The sequence below is a fragment of the Gardnerella sp. KA01001 genome (assembly GCF_049244025.1).
Classification (GTDB): Bacteria; Actinomycetota; Actinomycetes; order Actinomycetales; family Bifidobacteriaceae; genus Bifidobacterium; species Bifidobacterium swidsinskii.
This window is the reverse complement of the sequence record NZ_CP058366.1, coordinates 552,571-576,528: the sequence shown is the minus strand read 5'-3', so window position 1 is coordinate 576,528 and position 23,958 is coordinate 552,571. Positions and strand designations below refer to the sequence as shown.

Sequence of the window (23,958 nt, the reverse complement as noted above, 5' to 3'; positions counted from 1 at the left end):
ACCCAAGCCAAACACTCAAAAGCATCAACCTGAAATCCTGTGAGTCAAGGACCGCAACCCCAAACAAAGGGGGGTGGCAATCCGGGAACCCAAAAGCATGCCCAACAAACTCATCAAAAACGTTAACTATTGTTTTCCACACCAGTAACCACACTCAACCGAGCGTGCACAAAAACTCCGTAGAAAGGAGGTGATCCAGCCGCACCTTCCGGTACGGCTACCTTGTTACGACTTAGTCCCAATCACGAGCCTCACCTTAGACGGCTCCATCCCAAAAGGGTTAGGCCACCGGCTTCGGGTGCTGCCCACTTTCATGACTTGACGGGCGGTGTGTACAAGGCCCGGGAACGCATTCACCGCGACGTTGCTGATTCGCGATTACTAGCGACTCCGCCTTCACGTAGTCGAGTTGCAGACTACGATCCGAACTGAGACCGGTTTTAAGGGATCCGCTCCATGTCACCATGTCGCATCCCGTTGTACCGGCCATTGTAGCATGCGTGAAGCCCTGGACGTAAGGGGCATGATGATCTGACGTCATCCCCACCTTCCTCCGAGTTAACCCCGGCGGTCCCCCGTGAGTTCCCGGCATAACCCGCTGGCAACACAGGGCGAGGGTTGCGCTCGTTGCGGGACTTAACCCAACATCTCACGACACGAGCTGACGACGACCATGCACCACCTGTGAACCTGCCCCGAAGGGAAACCACATCTCTGCAGTCGACAGGCACATGTCAAGCCCAGGTAAGGTTCTTCGCGTTGCATCGAATTAATCCGCATGCTCCGCCGCTTGTGCGGGCCCCCGTCAATTTCTTTGAGTTTTAGCCTTGCGGCCGTACTCCCCAGGCGGGACGCTTAACGCGTTAGCTCCGACACGGAACCCGTGGAATGGGCCCCACATCCAGCGTCCACCGTTTACGGCGTGGACTACCAGGGTATCTAATCCTGTTCGCTCCCCACGCTTTCGCTTCTCAGCGTCAGTAACAGCCCAGAGACCTGCCTTCGCCATTGGTGTTCTTCCCGATATCTACACATTCCACCGTTACACCGGGAATTCCAGTCTCCCCTACTGCACTCTAGCCCGCCCGTACCCGGCGCAGACCCACCGTTAAGCGATGGGCTTTCACACCAGACGCGACGAACCGCCTACAAGCTCTTTACGCCCAATAATTCCGGATAACGCTTGCGCCCTACGTATTACCGCGGCTGCTGGCACGTAGTTAGCCGGCGCTTATTCGAAAGGTACACTCACCCGAAAGCTTGCTCCCAATCAAAAGCGGTTTACAACCCGAAGGCCTTCATCCCGCACGCGGCGTCGCTGCGTCAGGGTTTCCCCCATTGCGCAATATTCCCCACTGCTGCCTCCCGTAGGAGTCTGGGCCGTATCTCAGTCCCAATGTGGCCGTCCGCCCTCTCAGGCCGGCTACCCGTCGAAGCCTAGGTGGGCCATTACCCCGCCTACAAGCTGATAGGACGCGACCCCATCCCATGCCACTAAACACTTTCCCAACAAGACATGCGTCAAGTTGGAGCATCCAGCATTACCACCCGTTTCCAAGAGCTATTCTGGAGCATGGGGCAGGTTGGTCACGCATTACTCACCCGTTCGCCACTCTCACCAACCAGCAAGCTGGTCAGATCCCGTTCGACTTGCATGTGTTAAGCACGCCGCCAGCGTTCATCCTGAGCCAGAATCGAACCCTCCACGAAAAAACTTCAATGAAGAGCCAACAAAAGGCTCCAATATTAAAAAGAAAAAGACGAGACATTCTTTAAGGAAAGAACATCCCAACAAAAACCTCACCACCATTTAACCATCTCTCAGGCACCCTGCAATCTGCAAGGCAGGCAATGAACTGGCAATAATTAACTAATAAGTAGTACAGACACGCTCTTGAGTTCTCAAACCACCACCACACCAGCCGGCTCATCAACCTCAACCGAGGAGAACCAGCCGCGCTGAGCAGCAAGAGATAAACTTACACCAACCCACGCTAAAACGCAAACCCACCAAAAACAAACACCCCAAAACCATTGAAAACAAGCCAAAACACCGGCGTGTCGAAAACCACGAAAAAACACCAAAAAAGCATGCTATCTGATATTGAATCTATAAAAACTTTTTAAAAAATAATAGATTTCTTAAAAAAATACACAAAAATAGGATAAAAATACGCAAAAAATCAATAACGCTCACGCATCAACACGCATATTAAAGATTTCTGCCAGACCTGCAATATCTGGCTCACCATATTTCGCAACCAATTGCATCCAACGATTAGCATTGTCTTCACCAAATCGCGCAGCCTTGCGACGATAAGAATCGACTGTCAAAAAACGAGGAGGTATCGATTTGCTGTTATATTTATCCGCAACCATAACAATTTCTTGCTCAACTGTTTGCGGAATATAGTCTTCAGCAGGAAGAGACAAATTTTGCGCAATAACTTGCTCTCGAGTTAAGCCAACTCCAGTATGATTGCGCGCAAATTGCGCAGCATCCTCACTAAAACCATTATCAATTAAATATTTATATCCGCGCAAGCCATGCAAAATATAATTCGGACCATCAAAGCGCAATATACCACCAGCGTTGCTACTGCCATCACTTTCAAGCACAAAATACGTGCCAATATCGTGCAACAATCCACCTATTAAAGCTGCGTATTCATCAATATACTGTTTTGGAGCTAAGCCACCACTAAGCGCAGGTAATATTGCATAACTATCTCCGACAAGCTCCTGAAGGCAATTTTTTGCTATTTCAGCACGCTTACGCAAAGTTTCACTCATTTGAGCAGCACGATTTTCAGCGGACAAAAGCATATTGCAATGATGAGCAATTTGCCAAGCAATTGTTGAGATTACAACACAATGACCGTGAATAAGCTCATAAGCAGCAGAAGATGGTGCAGTTGCACTATGCAATTTCTCTACTTCACCAAAATCAGGTAAATCAGCGAGTTTTATCGAGTTGCAATTAAGTATACTTTCTGCACCATTTTCCATTTTAAGGCTCTTCCTTAAGATTCTTACTTAAGATTATTTTTTGCACTCTTTTCAGTTGCTGCACTCTTTTCAGATTTCACACTATTCGCATCATTGGCACGAGCAGCATCCTCCACAGCCTGCACAACAGCATGCGTTACATTCGCTGCATCGATATTTGCCCCATCTTTATTAAGCTTCTCCACGCTAACTTTTTTTGTCTCTTTAATTGGAACTGGGCTAATTTTCCCAGTATTGGCAAGTTTTTCGTTAGCAAACATCACATTAGCAGCAGCAATATCTCGTGCGTTCATAACAGCAGTCTGCTCAGCATCAGTAGGTCTGATATCTTTCACAACGTGAATATTAGTTTCAAGCGCTGAGGCACCTTGCAAAGATTGAACTGCTCGCTGAGAACAGTCTTCACGCTTCAAACGCGGAGGTCTGCGAGTAGAAATAAACAACGGCTGCACTTCAACAACCGGATTGTAAGGAGCCAAACCAAACCATTTAACAGGCGTACCAGCAACATGTCTAATTGCATATTTCATCTTTAAAGATAACGCTCCACGCACAGAAATATTAGATTCCGGCATCAACGCTTTGTGCAACAGAACATATCGAATTGGTCCAATATCTGGATCTGCATCAACCTTCGGATACACGGATTTTTGCTGAGGAAGTTCGCCCGTGTGCGACAAGTCATGCATAATTTGGTGAAGATACGCTGGTATAGAAGGCGACACTTTAAATCCGAGTTTAATTTTTACGCGGAATAAGTAGTCCGTACCGAAATTCTCTACACAATACTCACGAGTAAACGGAGCGTCATCTGTTTCTACAGAAACAGCCCACCAAGCTCTAGCACGCTTTGGATGGTCGGCAAAAATAGAGAAGAAGATTCCAGTATCGAGACGCTTCATTTCACAATCGGAAGTCAAATACACAATATTGTCAGCGAAATACGGAATACGGAAATCTCCGTGCAACTTATCTAGCACAGGTAGGAAATCTTTCGGTTTCATGTGCAAACGTTGCGAACGCTCAATTTTAGTTCCATCTTTCCAAGTGACCATAATGATCAAAATTGAAACACCGAGCAGCATAGTAAACCAGCCACCGTGCATGAATTTCGCCATGGAAGCCACAAAGAACATCATCTCAATCATGAGGAATACGATTGCAAATATGAAGGCACCAAATCGCTTCTTCTGATACCACATGTGCACTGTAAGCAAAATAGTCGTAGCAAGCATAGTTAGAGTTAAAGCTAAACCGTATGCGCCAGAGATATGTTCAGAATCGCGGAATACTGCAAGAACCGTAATAGTGGCAACACACAGCACAACATTCACAACTGGAATATACAGCTGTCCACGAGTTCTAGCAGGATATCGCACTTGCAAATGTGGCATCCAATTTAGGCTTGTTGCCTCAGAAACCATTGTGTATGCGCCTGTAATCAGCGCTTGAGAAGCAATAATGCCAGCAGTAACCGAAAGAATAACGGCAACATATCGCACATTCGGTTCAAGCATTTGGAAGAACGGGTTCAAACCTTCTATTGACCATAATGCTTTATCGTTTTGATTTTTCAACATCCAAGCGCCTTGCCCAAAGTAATTCAGCAGCAAAGCAATTTTAATAAACGGCCAGGTTGCGTACACATTGCCTCTACCAACATGACCCATATCAGAATATAACGCTTCAGCACCGGTAGTAGAAAGGAAGATCACACCCATAACCGCTAATCCCTGCACATTATGCGTGCTAAACAGGAATTTTATGCCATAAATCGGGTTAAGTGCTTCAAAAATAGTCCAATCTTGGCCAATGTTCATGACACCAACCAGCGCAAGGAAAGCAAACCAAAGCATCACAACAATGCCAAATACTTTGCCAATTCGCTCGGTTCCGCGTTGCTGTACAGAGAAAAGTATGACGATTATAATAACCGTAATCATCATCGACAAATTCTCATTTTCTAAGAATATTGGCTTAAACACTGCAATAGTGCGCAAACCTTCAACTGCTGAAGAGATGGAAACTGCAGGAGTCAGCACAGAATCTGCCAAAAACGCGGCTCCACCAATCATTGCCGGTATTGCAAGCCACGCGCCTTTTTTACGTAGAAGCGAATATAAAGCAAAAATGCCGCCTTCGCCTTTGTTGTCTGTTCTCATTGCAACAAATACGTATTTTACGGTTGTAATTAATGTGATTGACCAGAACAGTAGCGAAAGCATTCCGTAGATAGTCGCGCGATTTATGTTTTGTAAGCCGCCTTGACCTGCTAAAAATGTTTGCGCAGTATAAAGCGGAGAAGTACCAATATCGCCATAGACAACGCCAAGAGCAACAATTGCCATTCCCAATGTAAAACGATCGGAACTGGTTTGCAATTTTGCCCACCATCTACCTAACGGACCTCGTACTGCACTAGCAACAAGCTTTTCTGCTTCTTTTACCTCTTGCGCTTGCTGCTGAGCTATTACTTTGCGCTCTTCGCGTGTTGTCGTTTTTTTTGACACCTGAGGAGCCTTAGTAAACGAGGCAGCTCGCAATATAGCATCCTTAGTACCTTTTAAGGATTTAGTGCTTTTCTCGGAATCTTTCGCGCCGTTGCGAGGATCCTTTGTACTATCGTTTGATGGTACAGTAGTGCGTGACTTAGTCATGCTTAATTGTTCCTCCATATATGAGGTTTCTTCTTGATGCCAACAAGAAGTCGCATAAACCTCACACCTCACAGTTTTATTTCCGTACTTGGATATTGTATACAACAATAGTGCATCGCGCAAAAAATATTAAAAAATCCTTGAAAATTAAGGATTTTATATTCCTAAAATTCGTAAATTTTTCGCGTATTTTCGCGTGTAACTTTCGCTGCTTGCAATAACGATATATTTAGAACTTCAGAAAGTGTTTCTAGCGTATAAGGAACCATATAAGGCGCGTTTGGCCGTCCACGATACGGCATTGGCGTTAAATAAGGCGCATCCGTTTCAACAGTTATATGGTCTTCGCCAATAATTCGCGCAGATTCGCGTAATTCATCATTGCCTTTGTAACTTATAGTTCCAGAAAAACTTGCGTACCAACCGTGCTCTTTCAATATTTCGGCTAAATCCACACCACCAGCATAACTGTGAAATACTGTTCGCTCAGGAGCGCCATCTTTTAGTAAGACTTTTACTACGTCTTCATGCGCATCACGATCGTGAATTTGTAAAGGTAAATTCAGCTCTTTTGCGAGCGCAATATGGTCGCGAAAAGCCTCTATTTGTGCTTCTCGCGCAGGCTCTCCCGTACGAAAGTAGTCTAAGCCAGTTTCGCCTATTGCCACTACTTCTTTTGGATGAGCAATTACTAGCGAGCGCAAATGTTGCATAGCTTCGTCAAATGGAATATCGTGATACGGCTTGTAAACTATTGGCAATCCGTCAGGACCTTTAGCTCCTTTGTGACCGTGTAATACTGCTTCGTTTGGGTGTATTGCTATTGCTGCGCGAACTGAATTTTCATGCGTTTGAGCAAACTTAATCGTCGGCTCCCAATCTGGATATTCACATCCGACTTCTAGCATGTGCGAAACGCCTGATGATTTTGCTTGAGCAACTAAGTCGTCTACAGTAGGTTCCGCTATTACATCGCGGCCTTTTTCTGCTAATTCTTGATTTAGATTATGCGCAAAATCCACAACGCTAAGCATGTGCGTATGATCGTCTGCAATTGTTATTCCTTCTTGTAGCAGATTTTCCCATACTGCAGATTGCGTTGCTAAAGCCGGCGCCCAATTATGTTCGCGATGATGTTTACTCATATTTTTAAGTCTACTCGCAAACTCAACTGTCAATTTTTATTGAATGATAAGTATTTATAAAACTGCTTTGCGAATTGCATCATATTGCGATTTTACAAGACGATAATACGCTCCTCTTGCCTCCATAAGCTCGTTATGAGTGCCTTTTTCAACAATTTCTCCATGATCGATTACACAAATCAAATCCGCATTCTCAATCGTCGAAAGCCTATGCGCTATTACAAAAGATGTGCGATTTTTAAGTAATTGAGCTAATCCTGCTTGTAATGCTTCTTCTGTACGAGTATCAATATTACTTGTTGCCTCATCTAGAATAAGAATTCGCGGATTCGCAAGCAATACTCGCGCAAACGATATAAGCTGACGCTGACCTGCAGAAAGAGTGGCTCCGCGCTCTTCAATTTCAGTATCGTATCCGTTCGGTAATCCTTCAATAAATTCGTGAGCATGAACTGCACGCGCTGCAATCTCAATTTCTTCATCAGTGGCATCGAGCTTTCCATAACGGATGTTCTCGCGTACGGTTCCACTGAAAATAAAACTATCTTGCAACATTACGCCCATTTGTTTTCTAAGAGATGCGAGCGTTACTGAACGTACATCGTACCCGTCTATAGTAATCGAGCCTTCTGAAACGTCGTAGAATCTAGAAAGAAGACTTACGAGAGTTGTTTTTCCTGCACCAGTAGGTCCCACAAGAGCTACAGTAGTGCCAGGATTAACATGCAAATCAACCAAGTTTAATATTGGCCTTCCATCTTCTTCGTAACGGAAAACAACGTCGTTTACGTCTACTTTTCCTTCGATTTGAGGCAATTGAATAGCATCTGGCTTATCTACGATATTTGGCTTAATTCGTAGAGTTTCAAAAATTCGTTCCAAATAAACTGAGCACGTTACAAGTTGCGTATAGAAGTTTCCAATATTTACTACTGGATCCCAGAAAGTAGTCGAATACCAAACAAATGCTATAAGTGTTCCCGTGCTCACGTTCATTGCACCTAAGTTTGCTATGCCAGAGTAATACAAAAGCGCTATTGCTGCAGTCTCAATAATTGAAGCACCAGGCCAAAGTAACATTTGCACTCTAACGTTTCGCATCCAAGCACTTCTTACTTCTGCTTGTTGCTCTTGGAAAGTAGCGTATGCTGTAGCTTCTCGCGCAAAAGTTTGCGTTGTTTTTACTCCTGCGATTGATTCGTGCAAATACGCATTTAAATTACTTTGTTTATTTGATAATTTTTTAGACGCTTTTCTTTGCAAAATTTGTAAAGTTCGCGTCCAAATTATAAATATTGGGAATAGCGCTAAGCTCCACAAAGCCATTCGCCAATCTATAACAAACATTGTTATTAATGTAATAATAAGCACAAAAACGTCGGAAAATACGTTAATTAAACCAGACGAAAGCGTGTCAGAAAGCGTATTGATGTAGTTTACGATGCGAATCAGAATTTTCCCATGCGGACGCGAATCAAAATAATCAAAAGATAATGATTGAACATGCGTAAAAATATCGCGTCGCATGTCTTTGATTATCATCTGGCCGATGCGCGTAATTGCTAAAGTTCTGTACGCTAAACCAAGCTCATACAATATAATGAGCAGTGCGAATACGGCAATAATTGTATATAAATAATTGACGTTTTTCTGAGACAATACAACGTCGATTAGCGTTTTCGTAATCATTGGCATCGCTGTCATAATGATGCTGCCGCTAATAACTACCATAATTACGAATAGAAGTTTAGTAGCATACGGCTTCATATATTTTCTAACGCGCATAAGTTCGTGCACGTTTATGTGTTCTTCTTGACCTTCGTCTTCACGATAAGTATTACGTTGTGCCATTTCTACTCCCCCTTCGTTTCGAATCCTGCAGACCTGCCAGTTTTAAAGCCAAGTTGCTTTCTATAGATCTCCCAATACCTCCCGTGCGCTGCAACAAGCTGAGCATGCGTGCCGCGTTCAATAATTTTCCCGTGATCTAGCACAACAATCATGTCTGCATCTTTAACGGATGAGATTCTGTGCGCAATAGTGATTATTGTGCGCGTGCCATCAAGCTTTTTCAGCTCCTGCTGAATATGCTCTTCCGTTTCCATATCTACAGCAGAAGTTGTATCGTCCATAATCAAGATTGCAGGATTATTTGCCAACGCTCTAGCTAAGCTCAAACGCTGCTTTTGCCCACCAGAAAGACCTACCCCACGCTCGCCTACTACTGTTTCATAGCCTTCTGGCATATCCATAATAAAATCGTCTGCTGCAGCAATTGTTGCCATCGTGCGAATGGTATTATCTAATTCCTTACAATTTTCTTTAGTTTGAGGTAATCCAAAACTAATATTTCCTGCAATAGTGTCCGAAAATAGGAATGTTTCCTGCGCAACTATGCTAACTTGGTTACGAACAGTTTCTAACGGCCATTCGCGCACGTCTTTTCCGTCAATTAAAACACGACCACGCGTAGGATCATAGAATCTTGCTATAAGACTTACGAGAGTTGATTTGCCGGAACCAGTTTCACCAAGAATACCCAGTTTGCTTCCAGCAGGAACGTCTAAATCAATATCTTTTAAGATTGGAGAGTCTTGATCGTCTGGGAATGAAAAATCAACATGCTCAAAAGTAATTTTACCTCTAATTTTAACGGTTTCGTCCGCTTCTTTTGGATGTCTAATATGCGATTCTTGCGTAAGAAGTTTGCGAATATTCACGCATCCTGCGTTAAAACGCTGCCAATCATTAATAAGCCAGCCCACCATTCGTACAGGCATGTGTAGCATCCAAAGGAAGCTATTAAAAGTGACGAATGCACCTAAAGTCATGTTGCCATTCAAAACAAGCCATCCGCCGAAACCAACTGTTATAAGCTCAAGCACAAAACCCATGCCATCGAGCCAAGGCATGTATTTTTGAGTATTTTTTGCAAGCGTAATATTGCAATTAAAGTAGTCTTCGTTGCACTTATCGAATTTCTTAGTTTCGTAATCCTCACGCACGAAAGCTTTTACTACGCGATTCCCCTCGATATTTTCTTCCACCATTGAATTCATGCGCGCAAAGGATTCACGAATTGCAAGGAATTTCGGTCTAGCTTTTTTGCCCATAATTTTTGCGAGCAGAAACAAAAATGGCGTAATTGACATAAGTGCTAAAGCGAGCTTCCACTGAATTGAAAACATTATAACCAGCGCTAGCACGAACATTACTACACAATCTAACGCCATATACGAAACCCAACTTAAAATATGACGAATCGCGTCAGTATCCGATGTCATACGACTCATAATGTCGCCTGTGCGCGTGTGATTAAAGTACGTAAAATCGAGAGAATGAAGCTTTTCGTACTCGTCGCTCACCAGGCGATACACGGCATTTTGACCAAACTTTTCCATTAAAAGCTGGTAAATATACCTTGAGCCAACGCGAACAATCATCATTGCTACCATCAAAACGCATACGCTTATAAGCAAATTATGCTGTTTGCCAATAATGATTTTGTCTACAATAAAGCCCGAAAGCAACGGCATTGTCATTGCCATCGTGTCATTGATAATAAATAGAAAAATAGCAAGCCAAACTTTCCACATGTCCGGCTTACAGTATTGCAATACCCAGCGCACGTTACTCGCATCTTTGCGTTTATTCGGATTGACGTACATGCGCCAGCTTCTCCTTTGTTTCCGATTTTGCTTTTTGAGACTTAATTTTAAATTTATACTATTTTCTCACATTAGCATACACAAAAAGATGTGGCGTGTAGCCAAAAGACTACACGCCACATGCTATAAGTTAAGCAATCAGCTTAGTAAACTTGCGCGAATTATCGCTACAAATTTACTTACTTCTGCCAGCCCATATCCTCTGGGTAGGTGCTTGCGTAACCAGCAGGGCCGTTGTTAGCAAAGCCCTTCTTGAACACCTGGTAAATAGGAGGAGCAGAAACTGGAAGAGTTCCGTAGAGTGCGAGAGCTGCAGACTCTGCCTTGTTTGCATAATCAGTCTGTTCCTTGTAATCGTAGGTCTTGCCAATCTTGTTGAGCATAGCATCAATCTTCTTATTGCCAACGAGACCGAGGTTGGAATCGCTATCAGACTTGTAAACCTGGCTTGCTGCAGACAAGAAGCTCAATGGAGATGTGGACTGCCATGCCAATGGAAGCACCTGGTACTCGTGCGAAGCAACAACCTCGGAGAACTTAGCAACAGCATGGTTCACAGTCTTGCACTTAATTCCAGCCTTCTTCATCATGGCCTGGAATGCGTTAGCAAGAGCTGCCTGAGTAGAATCATCGCCGAAGAAGGTGAAGGAAATCTCAAGAGTCTTGCCATTCTTGGCGTAGTAGCCATCCTTGCCCATCTTGTAACCAGCAGCTTCAAGGGTCTTCTTAGCGTTTTCGGTGTTGTACTTGCCGTCAGCAGGAAGATTGTTCTTGTAGCCAGCCTGGAACATGGAGAGAAGCTCAGAACCTGGCTGCTCGCTCTTCCAGTTCATGCCCTGGAACTGAATCTTGTTGTAGGTAGCAACGTCGAATGCCTGAACAACAGCCTTACGAACTGCAAGCTCGTTAAGTGGCTTGGACTTAGCGTTGAAGTTAAGCACGCGAACCTTGGTGCTGTAGCCGTAACGCAGCTGAGCGCCCTTAACGCTACGAGCAGACTTGATTGCGTCCTTAGAAGAAATGGTATCGGTTACAGCATCGATTTCACCGTTCTGGAAAGCGTTCAAAGCTGCAGTATCTTCCATACGCTTTACAACGACCTTATCGAGCTTTGCCTTCTTACCCCACCACTTTGGATTGCGGGTGAAAACAACCTGATTTTCGGTTGCGGATTCAATCTGGAATGGACCTGCACCCCACTCGTTGTGAGGATTGTTTACCCAACCCTGGTTGAAGGTCTTAACGTCACCGGCCTTTGGATGAACCAGTGGAGCGAAAAGCATTTCCCATGTTGCGCATGGCTTCTCATAAGTCACTATAACCTGCTTTGGAGTGGAACCTTGTTCAACACTCTTGATGCAGTCATAGCCTTCAGTACTTGGGACGGAGTATTCCTTGTTCTTTCCGTTCAAAGCCTGCCAAGTAGCCTTAAATGCGGTGTAATCAATATCAGTGCCGTCATTCCACTTGGCCTTTGGGTTCAAGTTGTACTGAACAACGAGTGGCTTATCGCTAACCTTCTTGACGGAAGTGATGTAGTCAGGGTTGTACTTAAGCTTTTCACCCTTAACGGTGTCATAAGCCATAAGATTTGGCTGGTAGAAGCCCCACAAAGTATTCATGTAACCAGAGTTACCGTCGTTAGAAGCGTAATTCCAGTTTGGACCGAGAACAGGAAGAGCAACGGTGTAAGTGCCGCCGTCCTTAACGTTGTCACGTGACTGTGGATTATCGTAACGCTTGTTGACATCTGGCATTGGAAGTTCGCCAGTGTAAGAAGTGTCAACACCAGCAGCTGGCTCTTCAGTCATACCTGCTTTACCAGCATTGTTAGTAGCACCGCCGCAAGCGCCGAGCAGCATTGCAACAGAAAGTGCAGCTGCGGCAAATACAGTCAGTTTACCTGCATTTGTATTTTTCATGATTCCTCTCATTCCCCGGATGATGTCCGTCTTCCGGTATGTTGTATGAGTATATACAACTCTATGACATTCGACAAATCGTTTTCACAAAATATTGATTTTTTTCTTTTCAACTTTATGAAAATTAGGCAAAAAAGAATAATTTATTATCTATAATGAGCAAAACAGAAAATTTTTTAGTTTATTTTGGCTAAAAAACAAAATATATTACGTTTTTTAAATTTATGTTACACAATAAAAAATCGCGCATGTTGTAATAAACATGCGCGACTAAGTAATTTATTCAGATTGATGAAGATTAACTAAAATCAACAAGTCATGAATTACCTAACATCGTCAAAATTATCTTCTTCAGAAAGAATAATACGCTTACGGTTCTTCTCAATTGTAGGATCCGGAATTGGCACAGCGCTAATCAAAGCCTGAGTGTAAGGGTGCTTTGGATTATCAAACACCTCATCCGTTTCACCAGATTCAACAATTCGACCGTGATACATAACAGCAATACGGCTAGAAATGTGACGAACCACAGCCATGTTGTGAGCCACGAACAAGTAAGCAACACCCAACTTGTCTTGCAAATCTTCAAGCAAGTTAATAATTCCAGCCTGAATAGAAACATCCAAAGCCGAAACTGGCTCATCAAGAAGCAAAAGCTTAGGATTCACAGCCAAAGCGCGAGCAATAGCGATACGCTGACGCTGACCGCCGGAGAACTGCGTTGGGAAGCGATCAACTTGATCAGGATTCAACTCAACCAATTGCATAAGCTCAGCAATACGCTGGCGAATTTCTTCCTTCGACTTCTTTTGCACGAGCAAAGGCTCGGCCAAAATATCGTAAACAAGCATACGAGGATCAAGCGAGCTCATTGGGTCCTGGAACACGTACTGAATCTTAGAACGAAGTTCGCGACGCTGCTCACGAGTCAACTTATCGTTCAACTCAGTACCAAAAACTGTAATAGAACCAGACTCAGGCTTCTTCAAGCCCATAATCTCCATCAAAGTCGTGGACTTACCAGAACCAGACTCGCCAACCAAAGCAACTGTTTCGCCTTCACGAACCTCAATACTCACACCATCAACCGCGCGAACTTCGCCAACCTTGCGTCGCAAGAAGCCACCGCTAGTAATTGGGAATGTTTTAACCAAGTTCTTAACATCCAAAACAACTTTTCGTTGTTCACGAGGAATGCCTTCAAACATTGGCTTAATTGGCTTTTCGGTTTCCGCATGAAGCAACGAGCGAACAGTTTCGCTTTCAGCTTCAAGACCCATCATTGTGCTGTCGTCGCCGCTTTCTTCTTCAGCCATAAGCATATCCATAGTCGGCTTAGAAATTGGAGTCAAACGACGAGTGCGCTTTTGATCAACGCGAGGAACAGCACCCAACAAGCCAATAGTGTACGGCTGAGTTGGGTGAGCAAAAATCTCTTCAACGCTATTATGCTCAACCAAATGACCCGCATACATAACAATAACTTCGTCTGCAACGCCAGCAATTACGCCCAAATCGTGAGTAATAAAAATCATTGCAGCGCCGGTTTCGCGCTGAGCTTTCTTCAAAACTTCCAAAACCTGAGCCTGAATAGTCACATCCAAAGCGGTAGTAGGCTCGTCGGCAATAATAATGTCAGGATTATTGGCAATAGCCATAGCGATCATCACGCGCTGGCGCATACCACCAGAAAACTCGTGGGGGAAAGCCTTCAAACGCTCAGCCGGCTTAGTAATACCAACCAAATCAAGCAATTCAATAGAACGCTCGCGAATCTGCTCTTCAGTCATGTCAGGATTATGAATAACCAAAGCTTCCTTAAGCTGATCACCAATAGAGAAAACAGGGGTTAAAGCAGAAAGAGGATCCTGGAAAACCATGGCAATATTCTTGCCACGAATCTTACTCATTTCTGCATCAGACTTAGTTAAAAGCTCCTCGCCCTTATACTTTACAGAGCCTTTAACGCTAGCGTTTTTATCCAGCAAGCCCATAACAGCCAAGGACGTAACCGACTTACCAGAACCGGACTCGCCAACGATACCAATAGTCTTTCCGCGGTACAAATCAAAATTCATTCCGCGCACAGCATGCACAGTACCAGCTTCAGAAGCGAAGCTAATTTGCAAGTCGCGTACTGAAAGCAACGGTTCGTTGTTTTGATCTTCCATCGTGGTTTCTTCCTTAATAGCGTTATTTGCAATATCAGTCATGTTTATCACTCCAAACGCTCGTTAGTCGGCCTTACCAACAGACCTAGAATATGGATCAATGGCATCACGCAAACCGTCACCAATAAGCTGCACGGAGAAGGTTAGCAAAACAAGCACTGCAGACGGCACCAAAAGCACCCACGGAGAAGTCTGCACAACGCTTTGGCCAGCATTAAGCAAAGTACCAAGAGAAGTATCCGGAGCCTTAATACCAAGGCCCAAGAAGCTCAAAGCAGTTTCGCCGTTAATCGCACCAATAACACCAAGAACCGTGTTAATAATCAATACAGAACCCAAGTTTGGAACCAAGTGGCGCACAATAATGCGGAACGAAGAAACGCCCTCGAACTTAGCTGCACGAACATACTCACGTTCGCGCAAGCTCAAAGTCAACGTACGAAGAGTACGAGCGTAACCAATCCAACCAAAAGCTGTTAAGCCAAATGCCAACCACAGCCAATCGCTACCACCACTAGAAGCACTAATGATTAAAGCAATCAGCAGGAAGGAAGGAACAATCAGCAGCATGTCCAAAAGCCACATACCAACCTGCTCAAACCATCCTTCGAAGTAAGAAATAGCAGTACCAACCAAAGCAGCAATAACTGTAATGGTAATAGAGCTAACAATACCAATGGAAAGTGAACGACCAAGTCCGCGCACAACCATTGCGTACATGTCTGAACCGCCTGGCGTAGTTCCCAGCCAATGCTCTGCAGAAGGAGGAGTTGCTAGAGAAGAAAAGTCTGGTTCGTCGTAGCTCCACTTTGAAATCTTTGAGCCAAACAAAGCAAAAAGAATCAAAATTACGAACATAACCAAGCCCACAACTGCAGACGGGCGACGGAAGAATCGACGCGTATAAAGCGTCATCTTACCAGTGCGCTTAAAGTTGCCCCAGGCACCAGCAGTAGCTTTTCTATCTGCAGCAGATTCTTGAGGTTTTGAAGATACATCTTTTTTATTCATATCAAATTCACCTACACTGTTCTGCTAGTTCAAACGAATACGTGGGTCGAGCCAAGCAGAGAAGATATCTGCAAGCAGAGCACCAACTAAGGTACATACAGCACCAAACGCTGCAATAGCAACAGAACCGTTAATATCGTTCTGCATAATGGTCTGAACGAAGTAGCTACCAAGACCGTTAATAGCAAACACGGTTTCAGTAATCACAGCACCCGTAAACACGCCTGCAATAGAGAAGGCGACGTCAACAGCTGTTGGAATCAAAGAAGTACGCAAAGCGTGGCGGCGAATAGCCAAATTCAAAGGTAAGCCCTTAGCGCGAGCCGTACGAACGTAATCAGCATTCATAGTATCGAGAAGATACGTGCGCTGCGTTAAATGATACCCAACCATGCCAGGAATTGTCATAACAATCGTCGGCAAAATCAAATGCTGAAGGAAGTCAAGAAGGAACATGAACGGGTCAGAACCCTGGTAAGAGTGCAAACCAGTAACGTAGAAAAGTCGCACGCCTGTTGCGTGGTTAATGCTAATAGCAGCAAGCACAACCATCAAACCCAAAACTGCTGCAGGAACAACCAACAGGAAGGTTGCGGTGGAATTAAGAACTCTATCTTGCCACTTGTACTGACGGATAGCAGTGTAAACACCAACGCTAACACCGAGAACAATGCCAAGAATTGTAGCGCCTGTAACCAGCTGAACAGATGCGCCAATACGAGACATAATTGCCGGACCAACTGGAGCTTGATCTGGGCTCAATCCCCAATCCCACTTAGTAAAAATGTTGTAAATCCAACGGCAATAACGAGTAAACACTGGAGTCTGGTCGTTAATATTTGCCAAATCCAAAGAACGGTTGATTGATGCAATAGGTGGATGCGGATGCCTAGACATGTAGTTCGAACGCGGTCTCATAAAAGCACTTGTCAAGAAATACGTCATGGATACGGCAACAAACAACATCACCACATAATTCAGGCATCGTTTAACGATGTATCGTATCATTGTGACTCTTTTCTACGACTAGCCATTTTTTACCTCCATTCGGCATCCATAAATCTTGTGATTTACAGTATTGCCGATCTAACACTCGACCTTGAAAAGGGCGTATTTGAATCAACCCTTGTCAATCCGGGACACATAATTAGTATATTTTTAGCCAAGCTATGTACAAAGAGACAAACAGAAAATATTTTTGCACAACACTTTTCTCAATACCCAAGGGAAAAATTTCGTATATATAAGTTACATTATACATATCTAAACATGCAAAAAAACGCAAAATATCAGTGATTTCTAGCTATATTTTTACACAAAGACATGTATTTTAAAATCAAAAAAGTATTTTTATACATACAAAATACGTTTTATAAGCAAATATAATAAATTCAAAATTTAATTACAAAAACTGAATATTTACCGAAAAAATTGTAGTTTTACTAAAATAATTAATAGTATTCAAGCAAATGCCGAAAATAGGCATAGACAAGAAACACACGCGAGACATTGAGCAGTATACAATATTTTTTATTCGTACTTTCAACTCTAAAAGGAGAATGAATAAGCTCATGGCTGAAAACGTCAAAGCCGTAACTCTGGAACATGTAAAAAATTATTCCAAACATTTTAACGAACAGCGCGCAAATCTTCTCGCCGCGAATGCAGCAGTAACAAATGGTGTGCTTAAAGCCGCAACAAGCTACCAAGGCAAGCGTGCTCTTCCTCGCGAATTCTCAATAGAATTAAAACAAGGCAGCATTACCAATCAGAAGCGCTCCGGACGCTGCTGGATGTTCGCCTCACTTAATACTTTGCGATACGAAGTAATGCATAAGTGGAATTTAGACGACTTTGAGTTTTCAGAAAGCTACCTATTCTTCTGGGACAAGATTGAAAAAGCAAACGCTTATTTGGAAAATGTGCTTTCAACACTTGATGAAGATGTTAATAGCCGACTTTTTGAGAGCATTAACTATGGTCCAATCGATGACGGCGGCTGGTGGCAAATGTTCGTCAACTTGGTAAACAAGTACGGACTTATGCCAAAGAGTGCATATCCAGATTCACAGAACTCAGTCGACTCTGATGCATTCGTACAATACATCAATACCAAGTTGCGCGAGTTTGCATACGAATTGCGTGAAGCTCATAAGAACGGAACTTCTTTGGAAGAATTGCGCGAAATGAAAGTTCGCGATTTGGAAACCGTTTATCGTATGACAACTATTGCCCTGGGTGAACCACCTGCACAGTTTGACTTCTTCGCACGAACTAAAGATGACGATGACGATAAGAAGGACGGCGAAAAAGACGAAACCAAGAAAGATGGCGAGAAAACCGGCAAAGCTGACAAGCCAAAAACCGGCAAAGATGAGCGTCCAATGATTTGTGAATACGGAATTACTCCACTTGAGTTCGCAAAGAAGTACGTTCCAGTTGACGTAAACGACTTCGTAACAATATGCAACGCACCTATGGAACGCACACCATTCAACAAGCTCTACCAATTTAAGTACAGCACCAACGTAGCTGAAACAAAGGAAATGGAATTTGTTAATGTGCCTCTCGATGTATTCAAAAAAGCAGCTGTAGACCAATTAAAAGATGGTCATCCAATCTGGTTTGCATGCGATTGCACGCAGTTCTCCTTGCGTGACAGTGGATTCTTCGATCCTGCAGTTGTGCGCGTAGATGAATTGTTTGACGTGAAGTTTACATTCGATAAAGCTCACGGCTTGGAATATATGGATTGCCCAGGAAATCACGCAATGACATTCACTGGCGTGAATCTTAACAAAGATGGCGAGCCAGATCGCTGGAAGATCGAGAACAGCTGGGGCAAGGATGCTGGCGAAGATGGCTATTATGTTGGCTCAGCAGAGTGGTTCGATCGTTATGTGAACGAAATAATCATCAACAAAAAGTACCTTGACAAAGAAACTTTAGCTGTATTGGATCAAGAACCAGTAATGCTTGAACCGTGGGCGCCACTTTCGAAGCGTTGCCGTTAAATCGTTACCATTAAAATTAAGTTTGGTAACTATGTGAGCGCAGATTGTTTTTGCAGTCTGCGCTTTTATTGTTGTTTTACTTTTTTCACAAATTAAAAAGAAGCCCGGCGGGAAGAGAAACCCGCCGGGGCAGAGAGAAAGAGAGAAGAAGGTTTCAATTATGGGGTTCGAAAACGAACCTCGCTAATGGCGAACCATTAACATATGTTAGTATAGCTAAACATTCGTCCAAAGAAAAGAGTTTTTCCTTAAAATTTCCTTAAAATATTTTCTTTTAGAGAACCATTTGCTATGTTCTTTAATTTTACAATTTATTTATTGAGAATTTCAACCTATTTCTCACTATTTTCCAAAGATTTTTTTGCTGCAGCAAGTCTTTCCGCCTCGACACGCTGACGCTCGGACAAAGCAGATGCAAAACGCTCAAGCTCCTCCTCAACTGCTTCTTTTGGAATCTTGGCAAAAATAGGACTTGGCTTAGGCACAGGCGTACCTGCTACCAACTCCTCACTCTCCCAAGGATGAACAGTTTCCCCCAAGCGATAATCGCCCGTAATAATCGGATACTTGAAGTCTGGATTATCCAAATCTTCAACTTCTTCAATATGAGGCAAAGGCGAGAATACGCCAGTGCCACCAAGTGCTTCCCAAACTTTTTGAGCTGCATGAGGCAAGAATGGCGCAAGCAGATGATTAGCATCCGAAACAGCCTGAGCTGCAACATGCAACACAGTACCAAGGCGATCCTCATCATCTTTAATTTTCCAAGGCTCAGTTGCAGAAATATATTTATTAATATCCGCAACTACTCGCATTGCTTCAGTAAGAGCATTCTTCTGACGATGACGCTCAATCAAACTACCAACCAAAGCAAAAGCATCAGAAGTTTGATCGAGAAGAGCGCGATCCATTGCAGTCATAGAATCTTCATCAAGAGGAGGAATTGCACCAAAGTTCTTATTAATAAGATTTGCCACACGATTGACAAGATTACCCCAGCTTGCAGCAAGTTCTTCGTTATTGTGACGAGCAAACTCAGCCCAAGTAAAATCAGCATCAGAATTTTCTGGACCCGCAATAGAAATGTAGTAACGCACAGCATCTACAGGGTAACGTGCCAAAATATCCTTCACATAAATCACGATTCCGCGCGAAGAGCTGAACTTCTTGCCTTCCATAGTCATGAACTCAGAAGCAACAACCTGTTCAGGCATGTTCAATGGGCCATAAATGCCAGCCTCACCACCTTTAGAACCAGCACCGTTGTAGGCAAGCATTTCCGAAGGCCAAATCTGAGAATGGAAAGTAATGTTATCTTTGCCCATGAAGTAGTATCCAGGAGACTTAGGATCACACCACCAATCACGCCAAGCGTCTGGCTTGCCTTGTCGACGAGCCCATTCAATAGATGCAGACAAGTAGCCAATAACAGCATCAAACCAAACATATAAACGCTTATTTGGATTATCAATCCATCCTTCAACAGGAACAGGAATGCCCCAATCAATATCGCGCGTAATAGCTCGCGGCTTTACTTCATTAAATAATCCAAGCGAGAAATTAATAACATTCGTGCGCCAACCTTCGCGAGAATGAAGCCAGTTAACATTCGCTTCAGCCAAAGCAGGCAAATCTAGGAAATAATGTTCAGTTTCTTCAAAGCGCGGAGTTTCACCATTAATTTTAGAAACTGGATTAATAAGCTCATCCGGATCAAGCTCGTTTCCACAAGCATCACATTGATCGCCACGAGCACCATCTGCGCCACACAATGGGCATGTGCCTTCAATATAACGATCTGGCAAAGTACGACCAGTGGAAGGAGAAATAGCAACCTTCTGAGTGCCCTTGTAAATATAGCCGTTCTTTAAGCACTGACGGAACATTTCTTGCACAACATGCTCGTGATTTGCAGTGGTAGTACGCGTGAACAAATCGTAGCTCAAACCTAAATCGCACAAATCCTTAGTAATCACACGATTATAACGATTAGCAAGCTCTTGTGCAGAAACGCCTTCCTTATCTGCTTCAACCAAAATAGGTGTACCGTGCTCATCCGTGCCAGACACCATTAATACGTCATTACCTTTCATGCGCTCGTAACGCGCATATACGTCTGATGGGACCCCGAAGCCTGCGACGTGACCAATATGACGAGGGCCGTTAGCATACGGCCAAGCAACATTCACCAAAATATGACTCATAGACAATTATTATCTTGTTCAACGCGGACAGTACATAAGAACATTGCAAAAAGAATCCCAAATATACGAGAAAAACACGCTGGATAACAAGCCTCACACGAGTTCATCCACATATCCACAAGTTATAAAACCAGCCTGGAATTGAAGCAAATATAAACATAATCTCAACTTATGCACTACGAAACTAATGCACTAGAAAACATGCACTAAAAAACAACAATATGCACAATACGAATCGTAAATAATCGCGCTGAAAAATAAATATGCAAAAAGAAAGGATTAAAGAAAATTGAAAAACCAACAAAATATGCGCAATTTATTGGATATTTGCGAAGAAACACAAACGCAATTCCCAGAATTACTTGACGACAACCATTTACCAGGTCCAATGTGCATGAAAAAACTTTCTCAAATTGGTGTATTCAATAGGCTTGATTTAAATGCAGGATATTCAAATAAGGCAGCTATTTCCACTCAAGGAAGAAGCAATATTGTGAGCAATCTTATGCCTACAGAAAGCATAGCCTGTTTATTTACTGCAGCATGGGTTTGGATAGGGGGTCATTTTCCTGAAAATATAGATGTTATTGATTATGGGCACAGAAGAAAAAAGCCGCACGGTCATGCGATTCGCGCATTTCGAAGACACTTAAACAATGAAGAATACGTAATACTTGGAAAAATTAGAATAACAACGCCAGAACGAACAATTTGCGATTTAGCGTACACTCCAAGCGAAAACGAAGAGCACGAACCTTATAGAAAAGATATTGCTCACCTATTGATATCTAAATACAGCATTGACTTGCGAAAATGCAAACGTACTATTGACGGAAACCCATATTTCCCAGGCTCAATACATGCAAGAAATTGGATACGAAACATTGCGAAAGAAGCAAACAAACCATGGAAATGAAGAACTCTTATGCAACTAAAACAAACAGCCCTCCAAAACCACCTATAATACTCACGCCATCTGTTGCTATCGACCCTGCAACAAAAATGGAAGTGCTATGGTACATCGCGCAAAAAATACCGGAACTTCGAAAATGGATTATTGCAAACCCTTCAGCAGACGCGCAAATTTTAGAATATATTTCTCAACAAGGTGGACCTGACGTTCGTTACAGTTTTGAAGTGCTATTTTCTGCGTATGACAGCAATGAATAGAAAGCAAAAAATAGTAGCAAAAGCAGAAATCTTATTTTTGATCAGGTTTATGCTCAAGACAAGACGCATAAACTTGCTTACGATTAGCAAAAGATCCGTCAGCAAACGGATGCTCTTTTACTACTTTTGTAATTGCTTCTTTTATGCGCAAACCTTCGGATTCTGCACATTCAAGCGAAAGCTTTGCAAGAGCATCAATGCTTAAATCTGTGCTTTCAGACTGCACTTCTTCACCACTTGCACCACCGATAACTAAAACTATTTCACCTCGAGGAGGATCCGCTAAAACACCATCGTGAATACTTTGCACAGTTCCACGACGAATTTCCTCAAAATCTTTTGTAAGTTCACGGCATAACGCCATTGGACGATTAGAACCAAGTACTGCCAATATGTCTTCCATTGCTTCTGCAATACGATGTGGAGCCTCATAAAATACTATTGTTCGTCGCTCGGCTTTAAGTGAGCGCAAATGCTGTTGACGCTCACCAGATTTACGAGGCAAAAAGCCTTCATAACAGAAGCGATCGGTTGGCAATCCAGAAAGAGCAAGCGCATCTAAAACTGCACTAGGACCAGGCGCGCAAGTAACAGGCAAATCTCGCTCTATTGCACGTCGAACAACAGCAAGACCCGGGTCGTTAATGGTAGGCATACCTGCGTCTGAAACAACAAGAACAGTGCTACCCTGCTCAACTTTGTCTAGCAAGCCATCTGCCTTATTTCGCTCATTATGATCGTGGTATGCGATTACGCTACCAGAAACATGCACACCAAGGCGATTCGCTAAATCATAAAGCCTACGCGTGTCTTCAGCAGCAACAATATCAGCAGTTTCAAGAAGATTAATTAATCGTGCAGAAGCGTCTGCCATATTCCCAATAGGCGTAGCAGCTAAAACAACTTTACCTAAACTATCTTCTTCGTTACACATCTTGAATCTCCTTATAAAACTTCTTAAAACTCTACACGAATTTATAAAAGAACGCACTTACAAAGCGAGGTATTTGATTAGAATTATGCTTAGTGTAATTGCAATATAAGCGAAACGAAAAGAGACACTATGAAGATTATAAATCAGAAAATAAAAAGTATAGATGGAAGCGATGCGCAGCTTATTGGGTATATTTTAGACGATAATTTAGATAGCAAAGGCTTGCAAAACCGTCCTGCAATTCTAATTTTGCCAGGCGGTGGCTTCTTGCGCGTATCGAATCGTGAGGCAGAGCCTGTTGCCATGAAGTTTGCTGCAGAAGGATTCCACACTTTTGTGTTGCGATACTCGCTTACTCCAAGCACATACCCAACTCAGCTTTTAGAAGCAGCAGAAGCGATGAGCTTAATTCGCAAAAACGCAAAAGAATGGCACGTAGATGCGCAAAAAGTTGCAATTATTGGATTCTCCGCTGGAGGGCATGTGGCTGCAAACCTTGCAACTAGCGTTAGCGACGAAGTTGAGGAAGCAAACGGGTATGCTGCTGATGACGTGCGACCAAATGCTCTTATGCTCGCATATCCTGTTATTTCTGCTGGGGAATATGCGCATAAGCCAACGTTCGATCGTCTATTTGGAGAAGTTAGCAACGACGAAGAGCGAACTGAACTTGTCAATAAACTTTCGCTGGAAAATCACGTGGATCGTAAAACTCCACCTGTATTTGTATGGCAAACCATTACTGATCAAACAGTTCCAGTAGAAAATTCAATAATGTTTGTGAACGCTTGCGTTGAAGCTGGAGTAAGTGTTGAAGCGCACCTGTTCCCTAAAGGACCTCACGGCTTAGCTTTGGCAGTTAAAGAAACAGCAAAACGCGACGAAAACGGAAATGTGCTTACTGAATTTGTTCAGCCAGAAGTTCAGCAGTGGGTTAAGCTTGCTTGCGATTGGTTGCATCGCACTTTTGCGTAATTTAACTTCAACTCTCCCGCGTTTGTTCCCTTTTTAACCCATTTGGTAAACAAAGCAAAAACAAAACGTCGCCCACAC

At 43.2% G+C, this 23,958-nt stretch carries 16 protein-coding genes and 1 rRNA gene; 4 read left to right on the top strand and 13 right to left on the bottom strand.

From position 1 onward, the window contains the following. Positions 1 to 183: 183 nt before the first annotated feature. The 11 genes from HXT59_RS02525 to HXT59_RS02475 form a co-directional block, all read right to left on the bottom strand. Positions 184 to 1,710, bottom strand: a 16S ribosomal RNA gene (locus tag HXT59_RS02525). Positions 1,711 to 1,902: 192 nt separating this feature from the next. Continuing rightward, positions 1,903 to 2,049, bottom strand: coding sequence for a hypothetical protein (locus HXT59_RS02520; RefSeq protein WP_162861153.1), 147 nt, complete (start codon positions 2,047 to 2,049; stop codon positions 1,903 to 1,905). 144 nt (positions 2,050 to 2,193) lie between these two features. Beyond that, positions 2,194 to 3,009 (bottom strand): HD domain-containing protein, encoded by an 816-nt coding sequence (locus HXT59_RS02515; RefSeq protein WP_004107986.1) that lies wholly within the window; start codon positions 3,007 to 3,009, stop codon positions 2,194 to 2,196. Positions 3,010 to 3,032: 23 nt separating this feature from the next. Continuing rightward, entirely contained in the window at positions 3,033 to 5,666 is a 2,634-nt protein-coding gene (locus tag HXT59_RS02510; RefSeq protein WP_415685023.1) for a KUP/HAK/KT family potassium transporter, read from the bottom strand. Positions 5,667 to 5,830: 164 nt separating this feature from the next. Further along, complete coding sequence (locus tag HXT59_RS02505) at positions 5,831 to 6,811, bottom strand: TatD family hydrolase (protein WP_033888403.1); 981 nt, start codon at positions 6,809 to 6,811, stop codon at positions 5,831 to 5,833. A gap of 54 nt (positions 6,812 to 6,865) precedes the next feature. Beyond that, the gene (locus HXT59_RS02500) at positions 6,866 to 8,662 is read right to left on the bottom strand and encodes an ABC transporter ATP-binding protein (protein WP_004107992.1); all 1,797 of its coding nucleotides are present in this window, start codon (positions 8,660 to 8,662) and stop codon (positions 6,866 to 6,868) included. Positions 8,663 to 8,664: 2 nt separating this feature from the next. After that, positions 8,665 to 10,479 (bottom strand): ABC transporter ATP-binding protein, encoded by a 1,815-nt coding sequence (locus HXT59_RS02495; protein ID WP_033888404.1) that lies wholly within the window; start codon positions 10,477 to 10,479, stop codon positions 8,665 to 8,667. Between the two features lie 179 nt (positions 10,480 to 10,658). Then, a complete protein-coding gene (locus HXT59_RS02490; RefSeq protein ID WP_064622146.1) occupies positions 10,659 to 12,401 on the bottom strand; it encodes an ABC transporter family substrate-binding protein in 1,743 nt (580 codons plus the stop codon). 323 nt (positions 12,402 to 12,724) lie between these two features. Continuing rightward, positions 12,725 to 14,614, bottom strand: coding sequence for an ABC transporter ATP-binding protein (locus HXT59_RS02485; RefSeq protein WP_064621661.1), 1,890 nt, complete (start codon positions 14,612 to 14,614; stop codon positions 12,725 to 12,727). A 21-nt stretch (positions 14,615 to 14,635) separates the two neighbouring features. Beyond that, complete coding sequence (locus tag HXT59_RS02480) at positions 14,636 to 15,583, bottom strand: ABC transporter permease (RefSeq protein ID WP_064621662.1); 948 nt, start codon at positions 15,581 to 15,583, stop codon at positions 14,636 to 14,638. A gap of 24 nt (positions 15,584 to 15,607) precedes the next feature. After that, entirely contained in the window at positions 15,608 to 16,591 is a 984-nt protein-coding gene (locus HXT59_RS02475; protein ID WP_033888405.1) for an ABC transporter permease, read from the bottom strand. A 563-nt stretch (positions 16,592 to 17,154) separates the two neighbouring features. On the opposite strand from HXT59_RS02475, the gene HXT59_RS02470 reads away from it, so the two are divergent. Continuing rightward, positions 17,155 to 18,597, top strand: coding sequence for an aminopeptidase C (locus HXT59_RS02470; RefSeq protein WP_102703489.1), 1,443 nt, complete (start codon positions 17,155 to 17,157; stop codon positions 18,595 to 18,597). A 332-nt stretch (positions 18,598 to 18,929) separates the two neighbouring features. Here the strand turns inward: HXT59_RS02470 and metG are convergent, their stop codons facing one another. Next, the gene (gene metG / locus HXT59_RS02465) at positions 18,930 to 20,801 is read right to left on the bottom strand and encodes a methionine--tRNA ligase (protein WP_004108005.1); all 1,872 of its coding nucleotides are present in this window, start codon (positions 20,799 to 20,801) and stop codon (positions 18,930 to 18,932) included. A 289-nt stretch (positions 20,802 to 21,090) separates the two neighbouring features. On the opposite strand from metG, the gene HXT59_RS02460 reads away from it, so the two are divergent. Both HXT59_RS02460 and HXT59_RS02455 read left to right on the top strand, forming a co-directional pair. Beyond that, entirely contained in the window at positions 21,091 to 21,717 is a 627-nt protein-coding gene (locus tag HXT59_RS02460; protein WP_012914503.1) for a hypothetical protein, read from the top strand. Beyond that, positions 21,708 to 21,971, top strand: coding sequence for a hypothetical protein (locus HXT59_RS02455; RefSeq protein WP_004108011.1), 264 nt, complete (start codon positions 21,708 to 21,710; stop codon positions 21,969 to 21,971). The genes HXT59_RS02460 and HXT59_RS02455 overlap by 10 nt, the downstream gene beginning before the upstream one ends. 31 nt (positions 21,972 to 22,002) lie before the next feature. Here HXT59_RS02455 and rsmI read toward each other — a convergent pair whose 3' ends face one another. Then, a complete protein-coding gene (rsmI, locus tag HXT59_RS02450; RefSeq protein ID WP_421784014.1) occupies positions 22,003 to 22,905 on the bottom strand; it encodes a 16S rRNA (cytidine(1402)-2'-O)-methyltransferase in 903 nt (300 codons plus the stop codon). A gap of 129 nt (positions 22,906 to 23,034) precedes the next feature. On the opposite strand from rsmI, the gene HXT59_RS02445 reads away from it, so the two are divergent. Further along, positions 23,035 to 23,880 (top strand): alpha/beta hydrolase, encoded by an 846-nt coding sequence (locus tag HXT59_RS02445; RefSeq protein ID WP_421784012.1) that lies wholly within the window; start codon positions 23,035 to 23,037, stop codon positions 23,878 to 23,880. Positions 23,881 to 23,958 lie beyond the last annotated feature (78 nt).